This window comes from Kitasatospora sp. NBC_01266, from assembly GCF_036242395.1.
In the GTDB taxonomy this organism is placed as follows: domain Bacteria; phylum Actinomycetota; class Actinomycetes; order Streptomycetales; family Streptomycetaceae; genus Kitasatospora.
Window position 1 is genome coordinate 3,374,408 of record NZ_CP108458.1, and the last position, 26,261, is coordinate 3,400,668.

Below are 26,261 nucleotides of genomic sequence, written 5' to 3' on the forward strand. Positions count from 1 at the left end.
GCGCGGCACAATCCGTCGGAGGACCTCTCTCCCTCGACCCGGGCCACGCCCGGATCGACCGCCATCAGCAGCGACGTTTGGCACTGATGACGAATCTACACCGAGGGTCCGTGCGGCCGAGGGCCGATCGACAGGATTTTCGGCCGCGCGCGGCGCCGCTCAGAGCGTGACGGTGGCGCGGAACAGCCTGCCGGTGCCGGTCAGCGTGGTGGCCGTGCCGGTGGCCGACAGGTACGCGGACTGACCCCGGGTCAGCTCCAGGGTCTGCCCGGCGGTGTCGGTCAGGGTGACCGAGCCCTCGGTGCAGAGCAGGATCTGGGCGGCCCGCCCGTCCACCGCCTGCCGCTGCCCGGCGCTCAGGGTGAACCGGGAGAGCCGGAACTCCTCGATCGGGACCGGGAACAGCTCCTCGCCGTCGCCGATCGCCACCGGGCCGCGCACGCCCGGCGCGGCCGCCTCGAAGCGGACCACCTTGAGCAGTTCGGGGACGTCCACGTGCTTGGGCGTCAGCCCGCAGCGCAGCACGTTGTCGGAGTTGGCGAGGATCTCCACGCCGGTGCCCCTGAGGTAGGCGTGCGGAATGCCCGCGCCCAGGTAGACCGCCTCACCGGGCTGCAGCCGGAAGTGGTTGAGCAGCAGCGCGGCCAGCACCCCGGCATCGCCCGGGAAGTGCTTGGCGGCGTAGGCGTAGCCGGCCCAGGCCGGCGCCCAGGGCGACCCGGGGTCGGCGGCCAGCGCCTCGGACAGCGCCTCGGTCAGCTCGGTCACGGTGGCCGCGACCACGGCCGGGTCGATGGAGAGCATGGTGGCCAGCGTCTCGCGCAGCGCCTGCGCGGCGGGCTTGGTGCGCAGCAGGTCGATCAGCGGGGCCAGCCCGGGGACGGCGAGGCGCTCCATCAGGTCGGCGGTGGCCAGCGGGTCGCGGAAGCCGCAGAGGCCCTCCAGCTCGTCCAGCGCGCAGATCAGCTCGGGCTTGTGGTTGGCGTCCTTGTAGTTGCGCCGGCCGGCCTGGAGGGGGATCCCGGCGGCCTCCTCCGCCGCGAAGCCGGCCCGGGCCTGGGCCAGGTCGGGGTGCACCTGCAGCGAGAGCGGGATCTCGGCGGCCAGCACCTTGAGCAGGAACGGCAGGGCCGGGCCGAACTTCGCGACGGCCTCGGCACCCAGCTCGGCGATCGGGTCGGCGGCGATCACCTGGTCCAGCGGCAGCGGACCGGCGCCGCGGTCCACCCGGGACGGCTCGCCCGGGTGGGCGCCCAGCCACAGCTCGGCCTGCGGCTCACCGGTGGGCTGCTCGCCGAGCAGGGCCGGGATCGCGGTGGTCGACCCCCAGGCATAGGGGCGGACGGTGTTGGCGAGGCGGTCCATCAGGCGGCCCTGCTCCTTGCTTCGGCTGATGTGTGCGGTGGTGCCGGCGGTGCTGACGCGTAAGGACCCGACCCTAACCGGGCAGGATTCAGCGCTGCTCGGCCAGGCCCAGGTAGACGGCGGCGAAGTCGGTCAGCGCGACCAGCTCGGCCAGCGCGTGCAGTGGTTCGGGGCGGGCGCCGGTCAGCTCGGTCAGCCGGACCTCGTGGTCGGCGGCCAGTCTGCGGGCCCGGCGCACCGTGGGGCCGGCCGGCGGCGGTTCGGCCCCGGCCTCGGGCGCGGTGGCCTCGGCGGGCTCCTGCTGCGGGGTGTGGCGCAGCAGCAGGACCTGGACCGCCAGCGGGTCCGGCTCATCGACCCGGTCGCGGAAGAAGTCCCCGGGGTCGGCGCCGGCGCCGAGTCGCCCGGTGATCATGCCGCGGTGGGCGACGAGCGCCTGGGGCAGCCGACCGGCGACGGCGGGGCGCCCGGCCCGGTCGGCGAGCATCGCGGCGAACCGCTCGGCGGCCACCTCGGCCAGTGGTCCCTCGCTCCACAGCAGCGGGACGGTGCCGGAGAGTTGGGCGGCCAGGTCCTTGGCGGGGTTGAGGTAGGCGGCGGCGTCCGGGCGGTGCCGGACCGCCAGCTCGTCCAGCAGGTCGGCGGCGGTCTCCAGGTCCCGGTCCGGGGCGACCAGCACGCCGATCCGGTCGGCGAGCGCGAGCAGCGGGGTGAGGTGGGCCCAGAGCGCGCCGAAGTCCTCGGAGGGCAGGTCGGGTTCGGCGGCCGCGACCCGCTGGTCGGCCTCCTCCTGCGCGGCGGACGGGACGTAGGGCAGCGGCAGCGCGCGCACCTGCAGCGCGGCATCGGCCAGCGGGCGGCCCTCGGGCGCGATCACCGCGATCGCGCAGCCGCGCGCGTAGGCCTGCTCGGCGAGGCTGACCAGGCCGGCCTCGGTACCGTCGGAGGAGGCCAGCACCACCAGGTCGTTGGGGCCGACCCAGCCGGGCAGCTGCCAGCTCAGGCCGTCGCTGAAGAGCGCGGCGGGCAGCGCGTCCGTCGGCGGGAGCGGCTGGACCAGGGTCCCGGTGCCGGTCAGCGCGGCCAGTGCCTGACCGGCCGTCAGCACGCTGCCGTGGCCGGCCACCAGGATGCCGCGCGGGCGCCCGTCGGGTCGCAGCTCGGCCAGGACCGGCTGTGCCTGGCGCAGCGCGGTGCGGATCCGGGCGCCGGCGCCCGCGAGCGCGAGCAAGGCGTGGTCCCGGTCGGCGCGCTGGAGGGCGGCCGGGTCGTCGAGCAGGCTGTCGTCGAGCATGCGGCTGGACCTCCGGGTCCGGTCCGGGTGACGGGGGCTCAGGCGGGGCGGCGGGCCTCGTCGACGAGCAGCACCGGGATGCCGTCGCGGATCGGGTAGGCCAGGCCGCAGTCGGCACCGGTGCAGGTCAGCTCGGGCTGGTCGGCCGCGGTCTCCTCACGCAACGCGGCGTGGCAGCTCGGGCAGACCAGGATCTCCAGGAGGAAGGGTTCGAGCGTCATGATCGGTGCTGCTCCGTTTCGGGTCGGACGGCGGGACGCGAGGCGCCCCGGCCGGTAGGTCCACCCTACCGGCCGGGGCGCATCCGGTTGAGGATCAGCCCCGGACGATCGCGAGCACGCCATCGCGCAGCTCGGCCATCTTGGCCGGGTCCTTGGCCTCGACGTTCAGGCGCAGCAGCGGCTCGGTGTTGGAGGCACGCAGGTTGAACCACCAGTCGGCGCCGGCGACGGTCAGGCCGTCCAGCTCGTCGACGCTGACGCCCTCCAGCGAGCCGAACGCGGCGCGCACCTCGGCGGCCTTGCCGGCCTGGTCGGCGACCTCGCTGTTGATCTCACCGGAGGCGGCGTAGCGGTCGTACTCGCGGGTCAGCTCGGAGAGGGTGCGGTCCTGGCCACCGAGCGCGGCGAGCACGTGCAGCGCGGCCAGCATGCCGGTGTCGGCCCGCCAGAAGTCGCGGAAGTAGTAGTGCGCGGAGTGCTCGCCACCGAAGATCGCGTCGGTCTCGGCCATCCGCTGCTTGATGAAGGAGTGGCCGACCCGGGTGCGCACGGCCTGGCCGCCGTGCTCGGCGACCACCTCGGCCACCGTCCAGGAGGTGATCAGGTTGTGGATGATCGTGGCGTTCGGCTCGCCGTTCGCCCGGGCCCGGGCCAGCTCGCGGACCGCGACCAGGGCGGTGATCGCGGACGGGGAGACCGGCTCGCCGCGCTCGTCGATGACGAAGCAGCGGTCGGCGTCGCCGTCGAAGGCCAGGCCGAGGTCGGCGCCGACCTCGCGGACCTTGGCCTGCAGGTCGACCAGGTTCTTCGGGTCGAGCGGGTTGGCCTCGTGGTTGGGGAAGGTGCCGTCCAGCTCGAAGTACATCGGGACGACGTCCAGCGGCAGACCCGCCAGGACGGTCGGGACGGTGTGGCCGCCCATGCCGTTGCCCGCGTCCACCACGACCTTGAGCGGGCGGATCGAGGTCAGGTCGACCAGGCCGAGCAGGTGGTCGGCGTAGCCGCGCAGGGTGTCCTGCTGGCTGAGCTTGCCCTCGACGGTGCCCTCGGGTGCGGCCGGGACGCTCACGGTGTCGTCGTCGTTGATCCAGCTCTGCACCAGCTCGCGGATCTCGGCCAGGCCGGTGTCCTCGCCGACCGGGGCGGCGCCCTTGCGGCACATCTTGATGCCGTTGTACTGCGCCGGGTTGTGGCTGGCGGTGAACATCGCGCCGGGCAGGTCCAGCTTGCCGCTCGCGTAGTAGAGCTGGTCGGTGGAGCAGAGGCCGATCTCGGTGACGTCCGCGCCGTAGCCGGCCGCGCCCTCGGCGAAGGCCCGGGACAGGCTCGGCGAGGAGGGGCGCATGTCGTGGCCGACCACGATCGCGGTCGCACCGGTGACCCGCACGAAGGCGGCCCCGAAGGCCCGGGACAGGTTCTCGTCCCACTGGTCCGGAACGACGCCTCGCACGTCGTACGCCTTGACGAGCTGCTTGAGGTCGCGCACTGCGGCTCCACCCTTGTTGTCTCTCGGAACAGGCTGTCCCTGGGAACGGGCTCCGTCGGCCCACGGTCACGATACGTCGCGCCCTGGACACGGCATGACCTGAAGGGGCGTCCGGCCCGGGCAGGGGAGCAGCGTACCGGCTGGGGATGGCGCCGAAGGAACGCTGTGTCGTCCGATCGGGACCGGGGAGGACCGGTCTCAGGTGCCGGGTGGGCTCAGTTGTCGGGCGAGCGCAGCACCCGCAGGTGGCCGCGGCGGCCGACCTCGGCCGGGTCGCCCTCGGCGGGCCGCACCGGGCGCGGGCCGCGGTCCTGCGGGCGGGCGGCCTCGCGCACCGCGTTGGCCAGCGCCTCCAGGTCGTCACTGCTGCGGCGCATCGGCCCGCCCTCGGTGGCGAGGCGGACCACCTCCCAGCCGCGCGGGGCGGTCAGCCGCTCGGCGTGCTCGGCGCACAGGTCATAGCAGTGCGGCTCGGCGTAGGTGGCGAGCGGGCCCAACACCGCCGTGGAGTCGGCGTACACGTACGTCAGGGTCGCCACGGCCGGTCGGCCGCACGCGGTCCGCGAACAACGACGTACAGGGCTCACGAGGGGGACGGTACCGCACCGGCGCCCCGCTGGCTAAGACCCGGGGGCGCGGGCTGGTTCGTGTCGCGTCCGGGCGGGCCCGGATCGGTGTTCGGATGGTCCATTTCCTGGCCGCCAAGGACTAGGCTCGTTCCTGATATGGACAGCTCCGCACCGCTCCCGCCCGTGCCCGGGTCGCCTGCCGGGCCCCCGCCCGCCGGGTCGCCGCGTCCTCGGCGCCGTGACCGGCATGGTCGCGGGCTGCGCGGGCCGTTGGCCCCGCCGCAGGTCCCGATCTCGCTGACCCGCTCCGAACTCTTCGAGGACTACATCCGCGAGTCGGTGGAACGGCTGGAGCGCCGCTGGCCGCAGCTGATCGAGGTCGAGTTCGAGGTCGACGAGGTACCCGAGGCACTGCCCGGCGAGCCGGGCCAGGAGTTCGAGGGCGGCGTGCCGCTGGGCAAGGTGGTCGCGGCCGGTCAGGGCCGCAAGAGCCGGATCGTGCTCTACCGCCGGCCGGTGGAGATCCGCGCCAAGACCCGTGAGGACCGGGCGGCGTTGGTGCACGAGATCCTGATCGAGCAGGTCGCCGAGCTGCTCGGGCTGTCGCCCGATGCCATCGACCCGCGGTACGACGAGGACTGACGCGCCGCCCGGCGGCCTCAGTGCACCAGCACCCCCGGGTCCTGGGCGGCCTGCGGGATCTGGACGTAGCTGTGGTCGTCCTGCAGGGCCTGGATGGTGAACATCGGGACGTTGTTGGTGTTGAGCGCCAGCACCCGGGCGGCCACCACCGGACCGCCCGACTCGGTCTCGATCGTGACGCCGAACGAGCCGTTGCCGCCGGACGGTTCGGGCGAGCCCATGGAGACCGTGGCGCCCGCCGGGACCTGGACGTCCTTGCTGGTCGGCGTGCCGCCGCCGGTGCTCGCCGAAGCCGTCACCCGGACCGTGGCGGCTTCACCCGTCGAGGTGATCAGCAGAGTGGACGTGCCACCGCTCCGGGTGTCGGCCACGCTCGCCCGCTTGCCCACCGGCGAACTGCCGGTCAGCCAGGCCGAGTCGGTCTTGCCGTTGGCCGACCGGTCGATCCGCAGCGTGGCCACCACCGGGGTCGGATGGGACGGATCGGTCGGGGTGAGCCGCAGTGCGGAGGCCTGCTGACGGGTGATCTGCCCGCCCAGGTCGACCGCGGTCACCATGCCGGCCTTGACGTGGATCGTCTCGTGACCGGCCGGGGTGAACCAGCCGTTCGGGCCGGAGAGCTGGATGTTCAGGTCGGCGTCGTCCTCGCTGCCGGGGGCGGCCACGATCAGCCGGGCCGCCGAGAGGTCACCCGGCATGCCGGGCAGCACCACGCTGGGGGCCGGGTCGGCCGAGGCGGGGATCCAGTCGGCACCGGCCGAACCGTCGGCCGCGTGCAGGAAGGCACCGACCCGGCCGCTGCGGACGATCACCTCCACCGCGAGGTCGCTCTCCTGGTCGGGGATCACCGAACTGAGCAGCACGGCCAGCGAACTGCCGGACGGGACGCTGAGTCCGGTGCCGGCGTCGCTGTCGATCGGCCCCTGGTCGCCGTAGAGCCGCACGTCGACCACGGCCGGGGCGTTCTCCACGTTGGTCAGGCTGACGTAGTCCTTGCGGTTGCCCGCGGTGCTGGCCCCGGCGAACCAGAAGTGGGTTCCGGAGGGCTCGCAGTTGACGCCGGACAGGCCCTGGCCGTGCGAGTCGGTCACGGTGGTGGTCTGGGTGACCGTGAAGCCGGGGGCGAAGGCGCCGGTGGCGATCGCGGAGGTGCCGACCGCCGTGTCACCGTTGTCGGCCTGGCCGGCCACCGGGACACCGGGCTTGGCCAGCGACACCATGGCGTTGGCCGACTGACCCGGCGTCTGGCCCGGGCTCGGCGCGGCGGACGGCGCGGGCGAACCGGAGGGCGCGGGCGAACCCGACGCTGCCGGGGACCCCGAGGGCGCGGCGGCAGGCGGCGGCACCACATCGCTCACGGTCGCGCTGCCGCCCTGGGCGGGCCCGCCGCTGCCAGGGGTGAACGCGGTGATCTGGGTGGTGCCGGTCACGCCCTGGATCGGCTGCGGGCAGATCAGCGCGGTCCGCTCCACCTGGGCGGCCACCGGCTGCCCGATCGGCGGGGCGGCGGGGGCGGCCGGCGGTCGCAGCTCGGCGACCCCGAAGACCAGGGCGAGCACGGCGGTGCAGGCCAGCAGCGACAGTCCGGTGCGGCTGCCGCCTCGGGCCGCGCCGCTCGGGCGGCCCAGGGACGGGACAGGGAGTTTCATCGCGGATCAGCTCCGTCGTGGTGCGGGTGGCCGCCGTAGGAGGGGTTGTCCGGGTCGTAGGGGTGGCCCTGCTCCGGCAGCCAGGGCTGGGGCTCGCCGCCCTGGTAGCCCTGCTGGTCGTAGCCGCCGTAGCCGTACTCCGCCGGGTAGGGCTGCTGGGCCGCGTACGGGTCGCCCTGGTAGCCGGGGTCGGCGTACTGCTCGTACGCCGGCTCGGCGGTGTACTGCTCCCCCGGGTACTGCTCCGCGGCGTACTGGGGCTGCCCGGCATAGCTGGTCTGGTAGGACTGCTGGGCCGCGTACGGGTCGTAGCCGTACGGGTCGGCCTGCTGGAAGTCCTCCTCGCCGTAGCCGCCCTGCTGGTACGGCGGCTGCGCGTACGGGTCGGGGTGCGCCGGGGCCGGCTCGGCCGGGGCGGACTCGCCGCTGGGCTGCCCCGGGATCCCCGGGACGGCGCCGTAGACCCCGGGCTCGTTGTCGGCCGGTTCCGCCGCCTCGCCCTCACCGCGTTCGGCCAGCCGGCGGGCCCGACGGCTGCCGGGAACGGGCGGCTGGGCGGCCTGGGCGGCGGCCAGCGCCGCGGCGGCCACCACCTCCTCGGGCAGGTCGTCGTCCTTGGTGTTGCGCCGACCGGGCAGGGCGAGCACCAGGATGGTGACGCCGAGCAGCAGCTGGAGCCAGATCCAGCCGGTGTGCAGCAGCGGCGTGCTGCGGGTGACGCTCAACTGGCCGCCGCCGGCCGGCAGCTGGAAGCCCTGCGCCCAGCCGTCCAGGGTGACCGGCTTGAGCGCGGTGCCGTTCAGCGTCGCCTGCCAGCCCGGGTCGGCCTGCTCGGCCAGGTGCAGCACCCGTCCGGCGGGGCCGGCCGGGATGGTCGCCTGGACCGTCTCGGCGCCGGAGGGCACCGGGACGGGCACGGTGTTCGGCGCGGTGATCACCACGCGGGTCGCCGGCAGGCCGTTGACCTGCCAGAGCGCGGAGCCGTTGTCCTGGCTGAGCGCGACCAGGCCGGGAGTGGTGTCCAGGACGTCCTGGACCTTGCCGACCATCGGGCCCTGGACCACCACGTACGCCACGCCGAAGTCGGCCAGCGCGGTGGCCTGGTCGGCGCCGGAGCCGGCCAGCAGGCTGCCGACCAGCTTGGTCAGGCGGCCCTTGGTGTCGCCACCGGTGTCCACGGTGCCCTCGGCCTGACCGAGGGTCAGGCCGGCGCCGCGGACCACCGTGAAGCGCACCGAGCTCGCCTGCGCGTCACCGGTGAGCACCAGGGTGTTGGAACGGTCGGTGGTGCTGGCCTCCTCCGCGATGAAGGCGGGCACCTGGCCTGCGCTGGTGCGGTGCAGCGGGCCGTCGGCGCCGCTGACGGCCCACCAGAAGGCGGTGCCGAGCGGGGCCAGCACGGCGGTGGCCACCACCAGCGCGGCCACCGGCTGGCGCCAGCCGAAGGCGATCCCGGCGACGCGCGCGTTGGCGCCGTCGGCGCCGATCGCGGCGGCGGCCAGCAGGGCGATGCCGGCCAGCAGGGTGGCGGGGCCGGCCCAGGCGGCGATCGGCTGGCCGCCGGAGGCCGAGGTGACGCTGGTCCCGGCCACCGCGACGGCGAAGACCAGCCCGGCGCCGGCCGCGGCCCAGGCCGCCAGCACCGCGCGTCGGCGGTCGGCCCGCAGCAGCGCGGCGAGCGCGGCCAGCAGCACGCCGACCGAGAGCCAGGCCGGCGGCACGCCCGCGCCGCCGGGGTTGACCAGCAGCAGGTCGAGCGGAGTGGCGCGGTGGCCGCTGAAGACCGGCAGACCCGCTTCGAGCAGCAGCCTGGACGGGTGCGCGAGCACCTGCGGGAACCAGGGCGCGAGCACCAGCACGGGCAGGCCGAGGATCGCCGCGACCCGGGGGCCGAGCAGCCGCACGGCGCTGACGCCGCTGCCGTAGGCGCCACCGCGCAGGATCGCCACCGCCAGCGCGGCCAGCGACAGCGGCAGCGCTATGGCCCAGGTCAACGGGACGAAGGCGGTGCACAGGGTGAGCAGCAGGACCGTCATCCAGGTGGACCGCCAGCCGGGGCGCAGGCCGCGGGCGGCGGTCTCCTTGCGGATGCCCAGGCCCGCCGAGACGGCGGCGGCGCGGGCCAGCGGCGGCAGCAGCACGGCGAGGACCGCGGTGCCCAGCCGGCCCTCGGCGATGGCGCCGGTGGCCGCGGGCAGCAGCGCGTAGGTGGCGCTGGCCCAGGCCCGGACCAGCTTGGAGCCGAGCAGCGGCCGCGAGACCAGGTAGGCGCTGACCGCCGAGAGCGGCACGGAGAGCACCAGCAGCAGGGTGACCGCCAGGTCGGCGTGGTCGAACAGCAGCCAGGAGAGCACCGAGAGGACGGCCAGGTAGGGCGGGGCGGTCGCGGTGGAGCCGGTGCCGACCGGGTGCCAGCTGTTCGCGAACATGTCCCACAGGCCGGCGGCGCCGTCGGAGGTGGGCAGCAGCGAACCGCCCTGCAGCGCGCCGGAGCCGAGCAGGTTGCGGCCCGCGATCAGCGCGAAGACCAGCAGCGCGGCGAAGAGCACCGGGGCCGGGCGCCGGGCCAGGCGCTTGAGCAGCGCGAACTGCTCGATCTCCAGCACCTCGCTGTCCTCGTCGCCGCCGGTGGCCTCCGCCGAGCCGTGCCGGCCGATCGAGTTGTCGTCCGTGCCGCCGATGCCCAGTGAGCTGATCGCGCCCTCGATGGCCAGGCGCGCGGTGGCGCCGGGCGGCGGGAAGAGGCCGCGGTCGTCCAGCGCCTCGTAGGAGCGGGTGGTGGCCCGGCGTTTGCGGGCGGCCAGCAGCCGGGGCAGTCGGACCAGTTCGTGGCCGAGGCCGGCGATCTCGTCCAGTGCCTGGCGCGGGTCCTTGCCGACCAGGTTGGCCAGCACCCGCAGCAGGGTGCCGAGCACCAGCCGGAGCAGGACGTAGGGGAAGACCAGCCGCCGCGAGTTGGCCAGCAGGGTGTAGACGGCGCCGGCCTTGTCGACCCGGTGCGGGTGGGCCGCGCCGCAGTCGATCGCGCGGCGCTCGCGGCTGGCTGCCTCGGCGTGCCGCAGCACCGCGTCGGGTGCCACCACGACCCGGTGCCCGGCGGCGTTGACCCGCCAGCAGAAGTCGGTGTCGTCGCGCATCAGCGGCAGCGCCCGGTCGAAGCCGCCGAGTTCCTCGAAGACGTCGCGGCGCACCAGCATGCCGGCGGTGGAGACGGCGAGCACCGGGCGGACCTGGTCGTGCTGGCCCTGGTCCTGCTCGCGCCGGTCCAGGCCGGTCCAGCGGCGCCCGGAGCGGGCGATGGTGACGCCGACCTCGAGCAGCTGGCGCCGGTCGTACCAGCTGCGCAGCTTGGGGCCGATCACGGCGGCGGACGGCGTGGTGTCGGCGACCTGGAGGAGCCGGCGCAGCGCGTCGGTCTGCGGCTCGCAGTCGTCGTGCAGCAGCCAGAGCCACTCGATGGGCTGGGTCTCGCGCGGTCCGCCGGAGTGCAGGTCGTCCTCGGAGGCGAGCGGGTCGCCGAAGTCGTCCCAGCCGCCGGTGACCGGGTCGTAGCCGGACGGGTCGAGGCTGTACGGCAGGTCTTCCGGTCGCAGCGGCGGGCTGTTGAAGACGGCTTCGGCGACGGCGGTGCCGAAGCCGGCCCGGCGGCCGAGCACGGTGGGGCCCGACTCGGGCAGCCAGTCGCCGAGGGTGTCGCGCAGCAGTTGCGGGGAGGTGTCGGTGCTGCCGGTGTCCACGGCGAGGATGCGCTGCACCTGGCGGTCCTGGCCGAGCAGGCCGGCCAGCGCCTGCGGCAGCCAGCGGGCGCCGTCGTGGCTGACGACGACGGCGGTCACCAGATGACGCGGGTACGCGGGCGGCCGGGCGCTGCCCGGCCAGCCGCGGCTCGAGCCTGCGGGCGGCTGGGGCCCCGCGGGCGGCGGTGAGCCGGGCGGCTGGTCTGGGTAGCCGTGCTGCTGGCTGTAGGCAGTCATCGAGTGCGCGGGCCCCGGTTCCGGTGGACGGCAGGTGGCGCACCACACTAACGGCTTCGGCTGAGCGTGCTGTTCACCCGGTGGGGGGCTACGGGGCACCGGCCTGGTCAGCGGCGGGCGATGGGACCGGTGGGGGCGCCGAAATGCAAAAGCGCCCCGCCGACCTGGCGAGGCGCTTGCACAATCGGGTGGACACTGCAGAGATTCTGCAAAGGGAAAAGCGGACAATCTGACCGCCCGATCGGACAGGCGTTCTGTTCTTCGGCTGCCCCTTCAGACCGCGCTCTTCTTGAGCCGCCGACGTTCGCGCTCGGAGAGGCCTCCCCAGATTCCGAATCGCTCGTCGTTGGCGAGGGCGTACTCCAGGCATTCGGATCGCACCTCACAGGCCAGACAGACCTTCTTGGCCTCGCGGGTGGACCCGCCCTTCTCGGGGAAGAACGACTCCGGGTCGGTCTGGGCGCACAGCGCACGCTCCTGCCAGCCGAGTTCCTCTTCCTCCTCGATGTCCTCACCGATCAACAGCTCAAAGAGCTCGCTCATTGGCGCGCCTCCTCTGCCCCTCTTGGCGTCCCCGTGCGTGTGTGTCGCAGGCCACGGACGTCTGCCCTGGTTCGGCCGAACGACACGACTGAAATTACATGTGCGTCACTCTGGCTCAGTCAAGCCGAGCTCTGGTATTGGGTCGCGAATTCACTCCCCGGAACCAAGGCGCTACAAATAGTGTACATATCCGGACAGAACGGACTTTCCGCAGCTCGCGGCCGACGTGTCCGGTCCGAGGCCCGCACACCCCCGCCCTCGCGGAGACGTGAATCGGAGCCGATCCGGTTGCCGACGACGCCCCCCGTGACATAGGGACGAGGGGCGTCGTCGGCAGCGGCGGTCGCCAGGACCGCCGGCGCACCGGTTCGACCTGGGACCAACCAGGTCAACCGGCTGCCTTCCCGGATATCTGTGGATCAAAACCCTGAGTTGGACTTATCACCCGATTCGGCGGTTCATCCGGTATGTCCCCCCTGATGGCCGTACGGGCGACTTGACACGAAGCCCGGCGAGCCTGTCTCCTATAACGCATGTCAGAGTCCATCGCCCCGCGGAGCCGCCACCTCGTGCTCCAGCGTGCCGCGAGCACTCTGTGTCGGGCTCACCGCTCCTGTTGTCGTTAGGCGCGTCGGCTCCCCGCACCGTTCCCTTCGTGAACGGCCACCGTTCTCCCTGAACGGCTCTTCCGGCCTCGACGCGCCGCACCAGGACCACGAGGCCGTCCGCACAGATCACACCTGCACCGCGGATCCGGCTGATCCCCTCCTCCCCGACCAGCCGCCGAGGATCCCGACGATGCGTACCCGTCTCCGCCCCCGCAAGCGCAACCGCGACCGCAACAAGCACGCCCGTAGCGCCGCCGCACCGGCCGCCACCGCCGTGCGACCGGCCGTCCGACCCGCCGTGCCGGCCCCGGCCGACTGGGCCGACGGACTCAGCGACGTGAGCATCGCCGGGGACCCGCTGGCCTTCCCCCACCTGGCCCGCACCGACCTGCCCCGGCACCCCACCACGGTGGCCGGCTACGCGCAGCTGGTCCGCGAGATCGCCGCCGACCGCGACCGCTGGGCCCCGCTGGTCCGCTACGACGCACTCACCCGCTGGTACGCCCGGCTGGAGACCGGCCCGGGCTACGAGGTCTGGCTGCTCAGCTGGCTGCCCGGGCAGAGCAGTGGCCTGCACGACCACGGCGACTCCTCCGGCGTCCTGACCGTGGTTCAGGGCGAGCTGGTCGAGCGCTCGATCACGCACGGCGGCGAGACCACCCGTACGCTGCGGCCCGGCGGAACGGGGGGCCCGGCGGCCGGAGGTTGGGGGAGGGTCTTCTCCGCCGGCTACCTGCACGAGGTGGTCAACGCCTCCCTGGAACCGGCCGTCAGCATCCACCTCTACTCCCCCGGGCTGACCGAGATGACCCAGTACCGGTCGACCATGAACGAGTTGGCGCCCGAACTGCCCTGACTCTTTGGCAGGATGGGCCCATGCGTATCGTGGCACTGGCAGGCGGGATCGGGGGGGCACGCTTCCTGCGCGGCCTCAAGGACGTGGTGGCTCCCGGGGACGAGATCACCGTCATCGGCAACACCGGGGACGACATCCACCTCTTCGGGCTCAAGGTCTGCCCCGACCTGGACACCGTGATGTACACCCTCGGCGGGGGCATCCACGAGGAGCAGGGCTGGGGCCGGGCCGGGGAGACCTTCGCGGTCAAGGAGGAGCTGGCCGCCTACGGGGTCGGCCCGTCCTGGTTCGGGCTGGGCGACAAGGACTTCGCCACCCACATCGTGCGCACCCAGATGCTCGCGGCCGGCTACCCGCTGAGCGCCGTCACCGAGGCGCTCTGCGACCGCTGGCAGCCCGGCGTGCGGCTGCTGCCGATGAGCGACGACCGGGTGGAGACCCACGTCCGGATCACCGACGAGCGGGGCACCCGGGCGATCCACTTCCAGGAGTACTGGGTCAAACTGCACGCCGCCGTGGACGCCGAGGCGATCATCCCGGTCGGCGCGCAGACCGCGAAGCCCGCACCCGGCGTGCTGGAGGCGATCGCCGCGGCCGACGTGATCCTCTTTCCGCCGTCCAACCCGGTGGTGAGCATCGGCACCATCCTGGCCGTACCCGGCATCCGGGAGGCGGTGGCCGCGGCCCCCGCCCCGGTGGTCGGGCTGTCGCCGATCATCGGCGGCGCGCCGGTGCGCGGGATGGCGGACAAGGTGCTGGCGGCGGTCGGGGTCGAGGCCTCGGCCTCGGCCGTGGCGCTGCACTACGGGAAGAAGGGGGCCGAGCCGAGCTCCTCGCGGGAGGGTGGCGACGAGCGCTTGGTGGGCCTGCTGGACGGCTGGCTGGTGGACGAGGCCGACGCCGACTCGGTCGCCGCCGTCGAGGCGGGCGGGATCAGCTGCCGGGCCGTCCCGCTGCTGATGAGCGACCCGGCGGCGACGGCCGCGATGGCCCGGGCGGCGCTGGAGCTGGCCGAGCAGGTGCGCCGGTGAGCCGCGCACTGGAGGTGCTGCCGGTCCTGGGCCTGCCCGAGATCGAGGCGGGCGCCGACCTCGGCGCGCTGATCGCCAAGGCCGTCGAGCTGCGGCCCGGCGACATCGTGGTGGTCACCTCGAAGATCGTCAGCAAGGCCGAGGACCGGCTGCTGCGCGCCGAGGACCGGGAGGCGGCGATCGACGCCGAGGCGGTGCGGGTGGTGGCCCGGCGCGGGCGCACCCGGATCGTGCAGAACCGGCAGGGCCTGGTGCTGGCGGCGGCCGGGGTGGACGCCTCCAACACCGCGCCCGGGACGGTGCTGCTGCTGCCGGTGGACCCGGACGGCTCGGCCCGCGAGATCCGGGCCCGGATCCACGAGCTGACCAGCCGCCGGATCGCCGTGGTCATCACCGACACCTTCGGCCGGCCCTGGCGCAACGGGCTGACCGACGTGGCGATCGGCGCCGCCGGTCTGGAGGTGCTGGAGGACCACCGGGGCCGGGTGGACAGCCACGGGAACACGCTGAACCTGACCATGACCGCCGTCGCGGACGAACTGGCCGCCGCCGGCGACCTGGTGAAGGGCAAGGCCACCGGCACCCCGGTCGCGGTGGTGCGGGGGCTGGGCGCCCTGGTCACCGAGGCGGACGGTGACGGGATCCGCCCGCTGATCCGGCCGGTCGAGGACGACATGTTCCGGCTCGGCACTTCGGAGGCCATCCGGGCCGCCGTCACGCTGCGGCGCACGGTCCGGGAGTTCAGCGACGAGCCGGTGCACCCCGACGCCGTACGGCGCGCGGTGGCCGCCGCCGCGACCGCGCCCGCGCCGCACCACACCACGCCCTGGCGGTTCGTGCTGCTGGAGTCCGAGTCCGCCCGGACCCGGCTGCTCGACGCCATGCTCGCCGCCTGGCAGCGCGACCTGCGCGAGCTGGACGGGTGGGACGAGGCGAAGATCGCCCGGCGGACCGCGCGCGGGGACGTGCTGCGCAAGGCGCCGTACCTGGTGGTGCCGTGCCTGGTGCTGGACGGGTCACACGCGTACCCCGATGCCCGCCGGGCGGCGGCCGAGCGGGAGATGTTCGCCGTCTCGGTCGGCGCGGCCGTGCAGAACCTGCTGGTCACGCTCTCCGGGGAGGGGTACGGGACGGCGTGGGTCTCGTCCACCATGTTCTGCCGGGACGTGGTCCGCGAGGTGCTGGAGCTGCCGGCGCACTGGGAGCCGATGGGCGCGGTGGCGGTGGGCCGGCCAGCGGCGGTGCCACAGGATCGGCCGGCCCGGGCGGTGGAGCCGTTCATCGCGGTGCGCTGAGCGGCTCGAAAACCGGATGACCGGGTGGGCGGCGCGCTCCGAGAATGGCGCATGTTCGCGCCTTCGCGCGGCACTGACGCGCCACCGGCCCGCCGGACGACCACCGCTCAGCGCGAGCGGTGGTCGTTCGGCGCCAGGCGCGGGCCGTAGCGCGGTGGGCGCAGGCCGGTCAGCGCGATCAGCCGGCAGACCCGGTGGCGGTGCGGGGCGTAGGGGGCGAGCAGCGCGAGCAGGTCCGCGTCGTCGGAGCGCGGTCGGCCGGCCAGCGCCCAGCCGACGATGTTCGGCAGGTGGAAGTCGCCGACCGAGACCGCGTCCGGGTCGCCGTTGCTGCGCTGCAGCGTCTCGGCGGCCGTCCACTCGCCGATGCCGGGAACGGCGGTGAGGCGGGCGAAGGCCTCGGCGGACGCCATCTGCGCCGCCTGCTCCAGCCGGGGTGCGAGCCGCACCGCGCGCTGGATGGTGGCCGCGCGCTTGGGGTCGACGCCCGCGCGGTGCCACTCCCAGGACGGGATCAGCGCCCACTCGCGGGCGGACGGCGCGACCCGCATGCCCTCGGCCGGACCGGGCGCCGGGGTGCCGAAGTCGCGCAGCAGCAGGCGCCAGGCGCGGTAGGCCTCGTCGGAGGTGACCTTCTGTTCCAGGATCGCCGGGATCAACGACTCCAGGACCAGCCCGGTGCGGCACAGCCGCAGTCCCGGGTGGCCGCGCTGGGCCTCGCGGGTCGGGCCGGGCGGCAGCGGCGGCAGCCGCTCGGGGTGGTCATCCGCACCGAGCAGCACGGGCAGCCGCTCCAGCAGCCAGCCCGCGCCCGGCCCCCAGGCGCGGGCCTCGACCTCGCCGTGGCGGTCGGTGACGCAGAGCGTGCCGGGCCCGGCCGGGGTGCGGGACGCCCGCCAGAACGCACCGTCCCCGGCGACCCGGCAGGCCGGGTCACCGGGGCCGCGACGCAGCGGAGCCAGGGTGCGGTGCAGGTCGAGCGGGTGGCCGGGCAGCCAGCGCCGTTCGAGGGGGGCGTCGTTCACTGCTCCAGTCTGCCGCCCCGGGGTGACAGCCCCGCCTAGCGTCCCTGCAGGTGGGCGGCCCAGTCGCGGATGTCGGACAGCCGGGCGAAGAGCTGGTCACCCGGGCAGTCGGTGTTGAAGGCGTCCCGGTGGCCGGAGATGGCGGCGAAGGTGTGCGAGGTGCCCTCGGGGTAGCGGCTGCCGTCGCTCGCGGAGGTGAGGGTGGCGCTGCCCCGCGCGTCACGGCCGGTGAGGCCGAGCTTCCAGGCGGCGATCTTGGCGATCCCGTCGACCTGGGCCTGCGGCGGCGTGTCCTTCATGTAGCTGCCGAGCGCCGCCACGCCCGTGGAGTCGGTGTTGAAGCCCAGGGTGTGGGCGCCCAGCACCGAGCGGGACACCCCGCCGGCCCGGCCCTCGAAGATCGTCCCGCAGCGGTCGACCAGGAAGTTGTAGCCGATGTCACGCCAGCCGTTGGAGACCACGTGGTACTGGTAGATCGAGCGGATCACCTTGGGGCTGTCCGAGCAGCTGTACTCGTTGCCGGTGTCGGTGTGGTGGACGAAGACCACCTTGACGTCCCCGGTGTAGACGAACCCCGGCTCGCGCAGGCTCTCGTCCGCGCCCCAGCCGCCGCGGGTCACGATGCCGGGCCGCGGCGCCTGGTGGGCCGCGGCGGGCAGCACCCGGGAGTTCGCGGCGGCGTCCGAGGGCAGCTCGACCGACGGTGCGTCAGCCGCCGCGGCTCCATCACCCGGGTCGACCAGTTCCACCCGCAGTCCGGCCGGCAGCGGCCGGTCCCCGGTCACCCGGACCTCGACCCCGTCGCTGGGGCCGACCCAGAGCGGCGCGGTGGCGCCCCGCGCGCGCGGGCCGCGCAGTTCGGCGGAGCCCTGGTCGGGGCGGTCCTCGGAGTCGGCGGACAGCGCGCGCCAGTCGCTCCACGGCTGGGCCCGGCCGTCGCGGGCCACCGGGCGGGTGCGGACTTCGACGGTGCCGTCGAGGGTGGCTGTCGGGTCGTCCCAGCTGACCCCGAGCAGCGAGTAGCCGACCGTTCCCCGCGCGCCGATGCCGCGGACCGTCGCCCCGCCGGCGCGACCGGCGGGGAGCGGGGCGAGCGGGAGGGTCACGGTTCTGGCCGGGGAGGAGGCGGGCGCGGCCGGCGCCTCGGTGGCCACCGCCGGGACGAGCAGTGCGACGGCGCAGCCGAGGCCGAGCAGGGAGGCAAGAGAGATCCGCATAAAACGGATAATGCGGGCATCCGCCGGAGCCCGCCACCCGCCCCGGCGAACCGATCTGACGGTTGTTCGGCAAACACCGCGGCCATCCGTCCGGCACCTCCCCGCCGCCACGCCCTGACCCGGACCCCCTCCCCCGCGCCCGCGGTCAGGCCGTAGGCTGGGACGCACCATGACTGCGCCTTTCGCTGCCGACGCCCGTACCCCCGCCGAGCTGCTGCGAGCCGCCCTCGGTGAGGACTCCGCCCGTCCCCTGGTCACCTTCTACGACGACCTCTCCGGGGAGCGGGTCGAACTGTCCGTCAAGACCTTCGACAACTGGGTCGCCAAGACCGCCAACCTGCTCCAGGACGAGCTGAACGCGGGCCCCGAGGACCGCGCCGCCCTGCTGCTGCCCGCGCACTGGCAGACCGCGGTCTGGCTGCTGGCCTGCTGGTCGGTGGGCGTCACGGCGGTGCCCGCCGGCGACCCGGCCGAGGCCGCCCTGGTGGTCAGCGGCCCGGACGGACTGGAAGCCGCGCAGGCCTGTTCCGGCGAACGGGTGGCGCTGGCGCTGCGTCCGCTCGGCGGCCGGTTCCCGCAGCGGCCCGACGGATTCCTCGACTACGCGGCCGAGGTGCCGGGTCAGGGCGACCGGTTCGCGCCGTACTCGCCGGTGGATCCGCAGGCGCCCGCGCTGGAGACCGCGGTGGACGGACTGCCGCTCAAGCTGACGGGTGAGCAGACCGTGGCACTGGCCCGCGAGGGCGCCGCCCGGCTCGGTCTGGAGCGCGGCTCGCGGGTGCTCAGCACGCAGTCCTTCGACAGCTGGGCCGGCCTGGAGGCCGGGCTGCTCGCCCCGCTCGCGGCCGGCGCCTCGGTGGTGCTCTGCCGGAACTCCGCGGAGCTGACCGAGGAGCAGTGGTCGGCCCGGATCGAAGCCGAACGAGTGAGCCTGCGACTGCCCTGAGCGGCGCTCCCCCGCCGAGCGCCGGCCCTGTCCCGAGTGGCGGTCAGGAGACCAGCGCCAGCAGCCCGTTGGCCTCCGCGTAGGCCTCGCCGGTGCGCGGGCAGCGCCAGCGGTCCACGCCCAGGCGGCGCAGCGGCTCCCCGGCCCGTCCGACCCACGCGGTCCGGCGGGCCGGCACCCCGGTGACCAGCGCGAAGTCCGGCACGTCCCGGTGCACCACGGCGCCGGCCGCCACCAGTGCCCAGCGCCCGACGGTGACCCCGGCCAGCAGGACCGCGCGAGCGCCGATCGAGCAGCCCTGACGCAGCGTCACGCCGCGGGCCAGCCAGTCCTCCGCGCCCCGGAGCCGGCCGTCGACCGCCACCGAGCGCGGGTACAGGTCGTTGGTCAGCACCGCGGCCGGGCCGATGAACACGCCGTCCTCGACCACGGCCGGCTCGTAGACCAGGGCGTGGTTCTGCACCGTGACCCGGTCACCGAGCCGCACCCCGGGCCCGAGATACACGCCGCGCCCGATCACGCACTCGGCGCCGACCACCGCGTCCTCGCCGATCTGGGCGAGGTGCCACACCGTGCTCCCGGCCCCGATCAGCGCCCGGGGATCGACATCCGCACTGGCTTCGATACGCACCGCCTCGGTCATACCACCGACGGTAGCCGCAATGTCCCTCAGCCGGTATGCGACGGGACGGGCTCGGGGCGGGGTGCCGTACTGGCGATCACCTTGGCCGCCAGCCGGCGCGGCGAGGTGAGGAAGCCGAAGCCCCAGCTGAAGTGCATGGTGGCCAGCGCCAGCGGCAGTTGCAGCCGGGCCTTGGCGGACAGGCCGCGGCCTTCGAGCAGCGAGCCGCCGAGGATGCCGAGGGCGTAACCGGCCGGCAGCACGAAGAAGGCCGGGTGCACCGCGGCGCCGAGCAGCAGGCCCAGCAGCACCGCGAGCAGCGCGGTCGGCGGGGCCAGGTAGCGCAGGTTGACCGAGCCGCGGTGGTAGCGGGTCACCACCCGGCGCCAGCGGCCGTAGTCCTTGTACTGCTTGGCGAGCGCCCGCACGCTGGGCCGCGGGCGGTAGGTGACCTTGAGCTGCGGGGTGAACCAGATCAGGCCGCCGTCCTGGCGGATCCGGTAGTTCAGCTCCCAGTCCTGGGCGCGGATGAACTCCTCGTTGTAGCCGCCGAGCCGCTCCAGCACCTCGCGGCGGAAGACGCCGAGGTAGACGGTCTCGGCCGGGCCGGCCAGGCCGCCGGTGTGGAAGGCCGCGTTGCCCACGCCGATCTTGGCGGTCATCGCGGTGGCGACGGCCTTCTCCCACTCGGTCTCGCCCTCGGCGTGCATGATGCCGCCGACGTTGGCCGCCTCCATCTCACCGAGCAGCCGCACGGCGGTGGTGATGTAGCCCGGGGTGAGCAGGCCGTGACCGTCGACCCGGACCACGATCGGATGGGAGGAGGCCCGGATCGCGGCGTTCAACCCGGCGGGGGTACGCCCGCTGGGGTTCGGCACGGTCTGCACCCGGGGGTCCTCGGCGGCCAGCTCGGCCGCGATCGCGTCGGTCCGGTCGGCGGAGGGACCGAGCGCGATCACCACCTCCATGGCCCCGGCGTAGTCCTGCTCCAGGATGCGCCGCACGGCGGTGCGAAGGTGTCGTTCCTCGTTGAGCACCGGCATGATCACGGAGACCGCCGGCAGCTCCTCAGCAGCCATGGTGTTCATCGCGCCCCACGGTACCGGAAATGCGTGAACGCCTCCGGGCCGGGCGCTCCTCCCCCGCGGGAGCGCCCGGCCCGAAGACTGACGGATGGTCAGCTGGGAGAAGGCTGGGAATCAGCTGTGCACCGGCCGATTCCCAGCCCGTCGGTCAGCCGCTCGCGATGGCCGCCAGCACGTTCATCCGACCGGCCCGGAAGGCCGGCAGCAGCGCGGCCAGCAGGCCGACCACCGCCGAGAGCAGCAGCACCACCACGATGGTGCCCACCGGGACGGTGAGGACGTCCAGACCGGAGTTGCGCAGCACCCGCTGGGCGGTGATGCCCCAGGCCAGGCCGAGGCCGGTGCCGAGGATCGCGCCGAAGACCGCGATCACCACCGACTCCAGGCGGATCATCCGGCGCAGCTGACGGCGCGACAGGCCGATCGCCCGCAGCAGGCCGATCTCCCTGGTCCGTTCGACCACCGAGAGCGCCAGCGTGTTGACCACACCGAGCACCGCGACCATGATCGCCAGCGCGAGCAGGCCGTAGACCAGGTAGAGCAGGGTGTCCACGCTCTTCTGGACGATCTTCTTGTAGCCGGCCTGGTCCTCCACCGAGATCTGCGGATAGGCGTTCAGCGAGTTCTGCAGGGCGGTCAGGGTCTTCTCCACGTCCGCCCCGGGTGCCGCCTTGCCGAAGACCGCCACGTCGGTGGGCTGCTGGTCCGCCGGCACCGCCTGGGTGACGGTTCCGATGGTGGCGAAGAAGTGCCCGTCGAAGATCTGGTTGCCGGTGCTGGTGACCAGCGCGATCGGCAGGCTCTGGGTGTGCCCCTTGCCGTAGTCGATGCCGATCTTGTCGCCGACCGCGAGGTTGTTGTCCTTGGCGAAGGTGGCGTCGACGCTGAGCCCGCCGGCGGCCAGGCCGTCCGCGCTGCCGGAGCTGACCGGCAACGAGAAGTCCTGGGTGAAGGTGGGCGAGACGGCGGAGACGTACTCGTCCAGGCTCTTGCCGCCGGGCAGGGTGAAGGTGGCCGGCAGCTCCCGCTGCTCGGTGATGTGGGCCAGGCCGGAGGTGCCCTGGGCCGCCGCGACCATGGGGGCGGTCAGGCCGCCGTGGTTGACGGTGATGATGTAGTCCGCGCCCACCGACTTGTCGATCTCCGAGCTGGTGGAGCTGACCATCGAGCTGGTCACCACCGAGGCGCCGGTGACCAGCGCCAGGCCGATCATCAGCGCGGCGGCGGTGGCCCCGGTGCGGCGCGGGTTGCGCAGCGCGTTGCGCTGGGCGAGGCGTCCGGCCGGACCGAACAGCGCGGGCAGGGCCGCACCGAGCACCCGGATCACCAGGCCGGCCAGCAGCGGGCCGAGGACCACGAAGCCGATCAGCGTCAGCAGCAGGCCCAGGCCCAGGTCGGAGCCGCCGGCGCCGAGCTGCCTGGCGGCGGCCCCCGCCGCGAGCAGTGCGGCACCGCCGGCGGTGACCAGCACGCCGAGCACCATCCGGACCCGGTTGCCGGCGCCCTCGCTGGGGGTTCCGTGGTCGCGCAGCGCGGCCATCGGCGAGACCTTGCCGGCCCGGCGGGCCGGGATCCAGGCGGCCAGCACGGTGATCACGATGCCGACCAGGTAGGAGGCGATCGGCACACTGGCGGTGAAGTCCAGCGAGCCGGACAGGTTCATCCCGGCCAGCTTCATCAGCTGGATCAGCAGCTGCGCGATGCCCAGACCGGCGAGCATGCCCAGGGTGGAGCCGATCACGCCGAGCAGCAGCGCCTCGATCAGCACCGAGCGGTTGACCTGGCGCCGGCTGCCGCCGAGGGCGCGCAGCAGGCCGATCTCCCGGGTGCGCTGGGCGACCAGCATGGAGAAGGTGTTGATGATCAGGAAGCCGCCGACCAGCAGCGAGATACCGGCGAAGCCGAGCATCACGTACTTCATGAAGTTGAGGAAGGAGCCGACGCTCTTCTGGTTGTCGGCCTGCTGCTCGGCGGCCGTCTTGACGTCGTAGCCGCTGCCGACCACCGCGCTGACCTCGGCCTTGAGCTGGTCGTCGGTCTTGCTGCCGTCGCCGTAGAGGTCGATCGAGGTGTAGCTGTCGGTGCTGCCGAGCAGGTCGTGCTGAGCCGTGGGAACGTCGGTGAAGGCGAGCGCGGCACCGGGGTTGGTGCTGGTGAAGGTCGCGATCCCGGAGATGGTGAAGTCGAAGGTGCCCTGGTCGCCGATGATCCGGATCGGGTCGCCGAGGTGCAGGTTCGCGTGCTTGGCGGTGTCCGCGTCGATCATCATCTGCTTCGGCCCGGACGGGGCGCTGCCGGAGGTGATCGTCATCGGGGAGTGCGGCTGCGGGACCCAGGCGCCGACGATGGTCGGGGCGCCGCCGGTGGGGCCGACCGCCTTGTTGGTCTTCGGGTTGACCAGGGTGGCGCTCTGCACCGAGACATCGCCGTTGGCGGTCTTCACGCCGGGCTGGCCGGCGAGCCGGGCCAGGGTGGCGGCCGGGACGGTGAGCGTCTTGCCCCCGTTGTCGGCCGCGCCGGCGCCGCCCTTGGGGACGGCCGGACTGACCGCGACATCGGAGGCGGTGGCCGCGAAGAGCTTGTTGAAGGTGCTGGTCGCGGTGTTGGAGAAGACCAGGGTGCCGGAGACGAAGGCCACCGAGAGCACGATCGCGATCAGGGACAGCGCCATCCGGCCCTTGTGGGCGAAGAAGCTGCGGAGTGAGGTCTTGAGCAGCATGATGTCCTGACCCCGGCTCAGCTGGTGCGCTTGCCGTCGAAACGGCGCATGCGCTCGAGGACGGAGTCGGCGGTCGGACCGTGCATCTCGTCGACGATCACGCCGTCGGCCAGGAACAGCACCCGGTCCGCGTAGCTCGCCGCCACCGGGTCGTGGGTGACCATCACGATGGTCTGCGCCAGCTCGTCCACCGAGCGGCGCAGGAAGGTCAGCACCTCGGCGCCGGAGCGCGAGTCGAGGTTACCGGTCGGCTCGTCACCGAAGATGATCTCCGGACGCGCCGCCAGCGCCCTGGCCACCGCGACGCGCTGCTGCTGGCCACCGGAGAGCTGGGTCGGACGGTGCTTCAGCCGGTCGGCCAGCCCCACCGTCTCCACCACCTGCTGGAGCCAGGCGGCATCGGCCTTGCGCCCGGCTATGTCCATCGGCAGCGTGATGTTCTCCAGCGCGTTCAGCGTCGGGAGCAGGTTGAAGGCCTGGAAGATGAAGCCGATCTTGTCCCGCCGAAGCCGGGTCAGGTGCTTGTCACGCAGACCGGTGATCTCGGTGTCCCCGATCCAGATCCGACCCTCGGAGACCGTGTCCAGCCCCGCCAGGCAGTGCATCAGGGTCGACTTACCCGAGCCCGAAGGGCCCATGATCGCGGTGAACCGGCCACGCTGGATGTCGACGTCGACGGCGTTCAGTGCCGTCACCCGGGTCTCCCCCGAGCCGTACGCCTTGGTCACCTGCCGGGCTGCGGCGGCGCTGGCGGACGGCCCGCCAGGGTTCTCGAATGCCTGCACGGCTGCGGATGCCGTCGTCACGTCTCGCTCCTAGGTCGGTGTTCCCCCGGGACCCGGCCCCCTTGACAGGCGGGGCCGAGTCGATACCTCCAACCTAGAGCGTGCGGTCCGACGGCTCGTCATCCGGCGGGAGGACCCTGGCTGACATGAGATGTACGGGACTCGGGCGGGAGCCCCTAGGGGACGAGGGCCCGGCTCTCAGGGGCGCGCGCCCGGCCCGGTCGGGCGCGCTCCGGCCGGGCGGTGCCGGGCGGCAGGACGACAGAGCCGGGGCTTGTGCATCAGCTCTGCTACAGGAACCCGACCGAACGGAACGGAACGGGACGGATCGGGCATCCTCGGGAACATGAACACGTGGCAGCAGGGCGGTCCGAGTGGTGGTGGCGCGGGGTACGGCGGCAGGAGTGGCGGCCCCGGCGCGCCACTGCCGCCCTCGCTCGACCCGCGCGGCGCCGGCGGTCCGGGCGGCTCGGGGGCCCGGCCGGTCGGGCGCCGGCGGTGGCCGCGCCGCCGGGTGGTCACGTACGCGGTGCTCGGCGTGGTCGGCGCGCTGCTGGCCACCAGCGTGGGCACCTACTTCTGGGCCGACTCCAAGCTGCACCACCAGGACGTGCTGGCCGACTACGGCAGCCGGCCGCCGGCGGGCAACGGAACCAACTGGCTGATCGTCGGCTCGGACAGCCGCGACGGCCTGTCGGACGCGCAGAAGCAGAGCCTGCACACCGGCTCGGACGACGGCAAGCGCAGCGACTCGATGATGATCCTGCACATCGGCGCGCACGGGAACACGTTGATGAGCATCCCGCGCGACTCCTGGGTGCCGATCCCGGCGCACCTGGACACCTCGGGCAGCGGCCGGACCGTCAAGGCCACCACCGCCAAGATCAACTCAGCCTTCGACAACGGCGGCGGCGGCCTGCTGGTGCGCACCGTCGAGCAGAACACCGGCATCCGGATCGACCACTACGCCGAGGTCGGCTTCGCCGGGTTCGTCGGCATCGTGGACGCGGTGGGCGGCGTGCACCTGTGCATCGACAAGGACATCCAGGACCAGGACTCCGGGTTGGACCTGAAGGCCGGCTGCCAGACCCTGAACGGCACCCAGTCGCTGGCCTTCGTCCGCCAGCGCCACCAGATGGCCGACCAGGACCTAGGCCGGATGCGCAACCAGCAGCTGTTCCTCTCCGCGCTGGCCCACCAGGCGGCCTCGCCGACCACGCTGCTCGACCCCTTCACCCTCTACCCGCTGATCGGCTCGGGGCTGGACACCCTGATCGTCGACAACCACACCGGACTGACCGATCTGGCGAGCCTCTTCGAGGCGATGAAGACGGTCAGCGGGGGCTCCGGAAAGAGCATCACCATCCCGATCGCGAATCCGGACTACCGCACCAGCACCGGCGAGTCGGCGGTCAAGTGGAACCAGGGCGAGGCCGCCCAGGTGTTCACCGCGATCAGGAACGACACTGCGCCGCCCACTTTCTGACGTGCAGTCAGAAAGTGGGCGGCGGTGCGCGCTAGGAGGTGAAGACGACGCCCTCGTTGCTCGGCTGCAGCGTGCCGACGGTGAAGCCGGCGGCGGAGACGGTCAGCTGCGGCAGGGGCCGGCCGTTGTCGTCGAGCACGTTGGCGGTCAGCTGGGTGGTCTCGTCGGGCGGGGTGACGATCACACCGGCCAGCACGTGGCAGGTGGGGTCGGACTTGTCGCAGGAGGACCACTTGAGGCCGGAGAAGGCGGTGGTGCCGGGCTTCAGAGTGGCGGCGACCGACGGGCCCGGGTACGCCACCCGGCTGGTGTTCAGCGTCACCCGGCTGTTGTCGGCCAGCAGACCGCCGTAGCCGAGGTAGCCGTACACGCTGCAGGAGCGCTTGCCGATGTTGGTCAGCATCACCATGGCCTTGCCGGGGAAGTCCGGCTGGAGCTGGACGTCGGCCTTCAGCTCGCTGGTGTGGCAGCGGTCCGAGACGGCGGTCGGCTTGGCGCTGCCGGCCGGGGCCCCGGGCTTGGCGGAGGTCCGGCCGCCCGGCGCCACCGCGGCACCGGACTGCGCGGCGGCACCCGGGTGGGCGGCGGCAGGCGCGGCGGACACAGCAGGGTTGGCGGCGTTCGTCGACGGGACGTCGTCGTTGCACGCCGAGACGCCGAGCGCGAGCGCCGCCGTGGTGACCGCGACCGCTGCTGCCTTGCTGAACCTCATGACTGCTCCCCTTCAGATGCGCTGTCGTTCTTCTCCCCTTACGACGTCCTTATCCGAGGCCCAGTTCGTCCGCGTCCGTCCCAGCCGCGTAACACCTGCAACAACGCCCGTGACAAAGCGCCGACCCCCGC

21 protein-coding genes are annotated in these 26,261 nt (G+C 73.6%); 6 read left to right on the forward strand and 15 right to left on the reverse strand.

The features are described 5' to 3' along the window. Positions 1-159 precede the first annotated feature (159 nt). The 5 genes from manA to OG403_RS14350 form a co-directional block, all read right to left on the reverse strand. Positions 160-1,365 (reverse strand): mannose-6-phosphate isomerase, class I, encoded by a 1,206-nt coding sequence (manA, locus tag OG403_RS14330; RefSeq protein ID WP_329564626.1) that lies wholly within the window; start codon positions 1,363-1,365, stop codon positions 160-162. Positions 1,366-1,453: 88 nt separating this feature from the next. Next, positions 1,454-2,659, reverse strand: a complete 1,206-nt coding sequence (locus OG403_RS14335; RefSeq protein ID WP_329564627.1) for an SIS domain-containing protein — start codon at positions 2,657-2,659, stop codon at positions 1,454-1,456. A 38-nt stretch (positions 2,660-2,697) separates the two neighbouring features. Further along, complete coding sequence (locus OG403_RS14340) at positions 2,698-2,880, reverse strand: Trm112 family protein (protein WP_280693930.1); 183 nt, start codon at positions 2,878-2,880, stop codon at positions 2,698-2,700. 94 nt (positions 2,881-2,974) lie between these two features. Continuing rightward, positions 2,975-4,366, reverse strand: a complete 1,392-nt coding sequence (locus OG403_RS14345; RefSeq protein ID WP_329564628.1) for a phosphomannomutase/phosphoglucomutase — start codon at positions 4,364-4,366, stop codon at positions 2,975-2,977. Positions 4,367-4,581: 215 nt separating this feature from the next. Continuing rightward, positions 4,582-4,953 (reverse strand): DUF3499 domain-containing protein, encoded by a 372-nt coding sequence (locus OG403_RS14350; protein WP_329564629.1) that lies wholly within the window; start codon positions 4,951-4,953, stop codon positions 4,582-4,584. A gap of 252 nt (positions 4,954-5,205) precedes the next feature. On the opposite strand from OG403_RS14350, the gene OG403_RS14355 reads away from it, so the two are divergent. Continuing rightward, positions 5,206-5,577 carry a metallopeptidase family protein gene (locus OG403_RS14355; protein WP_329564630.1) on the forward strand — a complete coding sequence of 124 codons (372 nt, stop codon included), beginning with the start codon at positions 5,206-5,208 and terminating at the stop codon, positions 5,575-5,577. A gap of 17 nt (positions 5,578-5,594) precedes the next feature. On the opposite strand, the gene OG403_RS14360 is transcribed toward OG403_RS14355, so the two are convergent. The 3 genes from OG403_RS14360 to OG403_RS14370 form a co-directional block, all read right to left on the reverse strand. Beyond that, complete coding sequence (locus OG403_RS14360; RefSeq protein WP_329564631.1) at positions 5,595-7,226, reverse strand: DUF5719 family protein; 1,632 nt, start codon at positions 7,224-7,226, stop codon at positions 5,595-5,597. Further along, complete coding sequence (locus OG403_RS14365; RefSeq protein WP_442910915.1) at positions 7,223-11,200, reverse strand: glycosyltransferase; 3,978 nt, start codon at positions 11,198-11,200, stop codon at positions 7,223-7,225. The genes OG403_RS14360 and OG403_RS14365 overlap by 4 nt, the downstream gene beginning before the upstream one ends. A 273-nt stretch (positions 11,201-11,473) precedes the next feature. Continuing rightward, positions 11,474-11,743: a WhiB family transcriptional regulator gene (locus OG403_RS14370; RefSeq protein ID WP_035848588.1), complete on the reverse strand. Its 270-nt coding sequence runs from the start codon at positions 11,741-11,743 to the stop codon at positions 11,474-11,476. A gap of 798 nt (positions 11,744-12,541) precedes the next feature. Here OG403_RS14370 and OG403_RS14375 point away from each other — a divergent pair. The 3 genes from OG403_RS14375 to OG403_RS14385 are packed head-to-tail and all read left to right on the forward strand — an operon-like array spanning position 12,542 to position 15,533. Next, a complete protein-coding gene (locus OG403_RS14375; RefSeq protein ID WP_329564633.1) occupies positions 12,542-13,207 on the forward strand; it encodes a cysteine dioxygenase in 666 nt (221 codons plus the stop codon). A gap of 20 nt (positions 13,208-13,227) precedes the next feature. Continuing rightward, positions 13,228-14,238, forward strand: a complete 1,011-nt coding sequence (gene cofD, locus OG403_RS14380) for a 2-phospho-L-lactate transferase (protein WP_329564634.1) — start codon at positions 13,228-13,230, stop codon at positions 14,236-14,238. Next, positions 14,235-15,533 (forward strand): coenzyme F420-0:L-glutamate ligase, encoded by a 1,299-nt coding sequence (locus OG403_RS14385; RefSeq protein WP_329564635.1) that lies wholly within the window; start codon positions 14,235-14,237, stop codon positions 15,531-15,533. Before cofD ends, OG403_RS14385 begins: the two co-directional genes overlap by 4 nt. A 107-nt stretch (positions 15,534-15,640) precedes the next feature. Here the strand turns inward: OG403_RS14385 and OG403_RS14390 are convergent, their stop codons facing one another. Then, positions 15,641-16,558: a DNA-3-methyladenine glycosylase family protein gene (locus OG403_RS14390; RefSeq protein ID WP_329564636.1), complete on the reverse strand. Its 918-nt coding sequence runs from the start codon at positions 16,556-16,558 to the stop codon at positions 15,641-15,643. A gap of 35 nt (positions 16,559-16,593) precedes the next feature. Then, positions 16,594-17,775, reverse strand: a complete 1,182-nt coding sequence (locus OG403_RS14395; RefSeq protein WP_329564637.1) for a peptidoglycan recognition protein family protein — start codon at positions 17,773-17,775, stop codon at positions 16,594-16,596. A gap of 169 nt (positions 17,776-17,944) precedes the next feature. On the opposite strand from OG403_RS14395, the gene OG403_RS14400 reads away from it, so the two are divergent. Next, complete coding sequence (locus tag OG403_RS14400) at positions 17,945-18,721, forward strand: TIGR03089 family protein (protein ID WP_329564638.1); 777 nt, start codon at positions 17,945-17,947, stop codon at positions 18,719-18,721. 43 nt (positions 18,722-18,764) lie between these two features. Here OG403_RS14400 and OG403_RS14405 read toward each other — a convergent pair whose 3' ends face one another. From OG403_RS14405 to OG403_RS14420, 4 genes are all read right to left on the reverse strand, one after another. Further along, on the reverse strand, positions 18,765-19,364 hold the full coding sequence (locus OG403_RS14405) for an acyltransferase (protein ID WP_329564639.1): 600 nt from the start codon (positions 19,362-19,364) through the stop codon (positions 18,765-18,767). 26 nt (positions 19,365-19,390) lie between these two features. Further along, a complete protein-coding gene (locus OG403_RS14410) occupies positions 19,391-20,422 on the reverse strand; it encodes a glycosyltransferase family 2 protein (RefSeq protein ID WP_329572309.1) in 1,032 nt (343 codons plus the stop codon). 154 nt (positions 20,423-20,576) lie between these two features. Further along, entirely contained in the window at positions 20,577-23,147 is a 2,571-nt protein-coding gene (locus OG403_RS14415; protein ID WP_329564640.1) for an ABC transporter permease, read from the reverse strand. 17 nt (positions 23,148-23,164) lie between these two features. Next, positions 23,165-23,953 (reverse strand): ABC transporter ATP-binding protein, encoded by a 789-nt coding sequence (locus OG403_RS14420; RefSeq protein WP_329564641.1) that lies wholly within the window; start codon positions 23,951-23,953, stop codon positions 23,165-23,167. Between the two features lie 325 nt (positions 23,954-24,278). Between OG403_RS14420 and OG403_RS14425 the strand changes: the two genes are divergently transcribed. Next, positions 24,279-25,418, forward strand: a complete 1,140-nt coding sequence (locus tag OG403_RS14425) for an LCP family protein (RefSeq protein WP_329564642.1) — start codon at positions 24,279-24,281, stop codon at positions 25,416-25,418. A gap of 31 nt (positions 25,419-25,449) precedes the next feature. Here OG403_RS14425 and OG403_RS14430 read toward each other — a convergent pair whose 3' ends face one another. Next, entirely contained in the window at positions 25,450-26,130 is a 681-nt protein-coding gene (locus OG403_RS14430) for a DUF4232 domain-containing protein (RefSeq protein ID WP_329564643.1), read from the reverse strand. Between the last annotated feature and the right edge of the window lie 131 nt (positions 26,131-26,261).

Coding starts and splice junctions, on each gene's coding strand:
- manA (WP_329564626.1), bottom strand. CDS start 1,365: ATGGACCGCCTCGCCAACACCGTCCGCCCCTATGCCTGGGGGTCGACC.
- OG403_RS14335 (WP_329564627.1), bottom strand. CDS start 2,659: ATGCTCGACGACAGCCTGCTCGACGACCCGGCCGCCCTCCAGCGCGCC.
- OG403_RS14340 (WP_280693930.1), bottom strand. CDS start 2,880: ATGACGCTCGAACCCTTCCTCCTGGAGATCCTGGTCTGCCCGAGCTGC.
- OG403_RS14360 (WP_329564631.1), bottom strand. CDS start 7,226: ATGAAACTCCCTGTCCCGTCCCTGGGCCGCCCGAGCGGCGCGGCCCGA.
- OG403_RS14365 (WP_442910915.1), bottom strand. CDS start 11,200: ATGACTGCCTACAGCCAGCAGCACGGCTACCCAGACCAGCCGCCCGGC.
- OG403_RS14370 (WP_035848588.1), bottom strand. CDS start 11,743: ATGAGCGAGCTCTTTGAGCTGTTGATCGGTGAGGACATCGAGGAGGAA.
- OG403_RS14375 (WP_329564633.1), top strand. CDS start 12,542: ATGCGTACCCGTCTCCGCCCCCGCAAGCGCAACCGCGACCGCAACAAG.
- cofD (WP_329564634.1), top strand. CDS start 13,228: ATGCGTATCGTGGCACTGGCAGGCGGGATCGGGGGGGCACGCTTCCTG.
- OG403_RS14395 (WP_329564637.1), bottom strand. CDS start 17,775: ATGCGGATCTCTCTTGCCTCCCTGCTCGGCCTCGGCTGCGCCGTCGCA.
- OG403_RS14400 (WP_329564638.1), top strand. CDS start 17,945: ATGACTGCGCCTTTCGCTGCCGACGCCCGTACCCCCGCCGAGCTGCTG.
- OG403_RS14405 (WP_329564639.1), bottom strand. CDS start 19,364: ATGACCGAGGCGGTGCGTATCGAAGCCAGTGCGGATGTCGATCCCCGG.
- OG403_RS14410 (WP_329572309.1), bottom strand. CDS start 20,422: ATGGCTGCTGAGGAGCTGCCGGCGGTCTCCGTGATCATGCCGGTGCTC.
- OG403_RS14415 (WP_329564640.1), bottom strand. CDS start 23,147: ATGCTGCTCAAGACCTCACTCCGCAGCTTCTTCGCCCACAAGGGCCGG.
- OG403_RS14425 (WP_329564642.1), top strand. CDS start 24,279: ATGAACACGTGGCAGCAGGGCGGTCCGAGTGGTGGTGGCGCGGGGTAC.
- OG403_RS14430 (WP_329564643.1), bottom strand. CDS start 26,130: ATGAGGTTCAGCAAGGCAGCAGCGGTCGCGGTCACCACGGCGGCGCTC.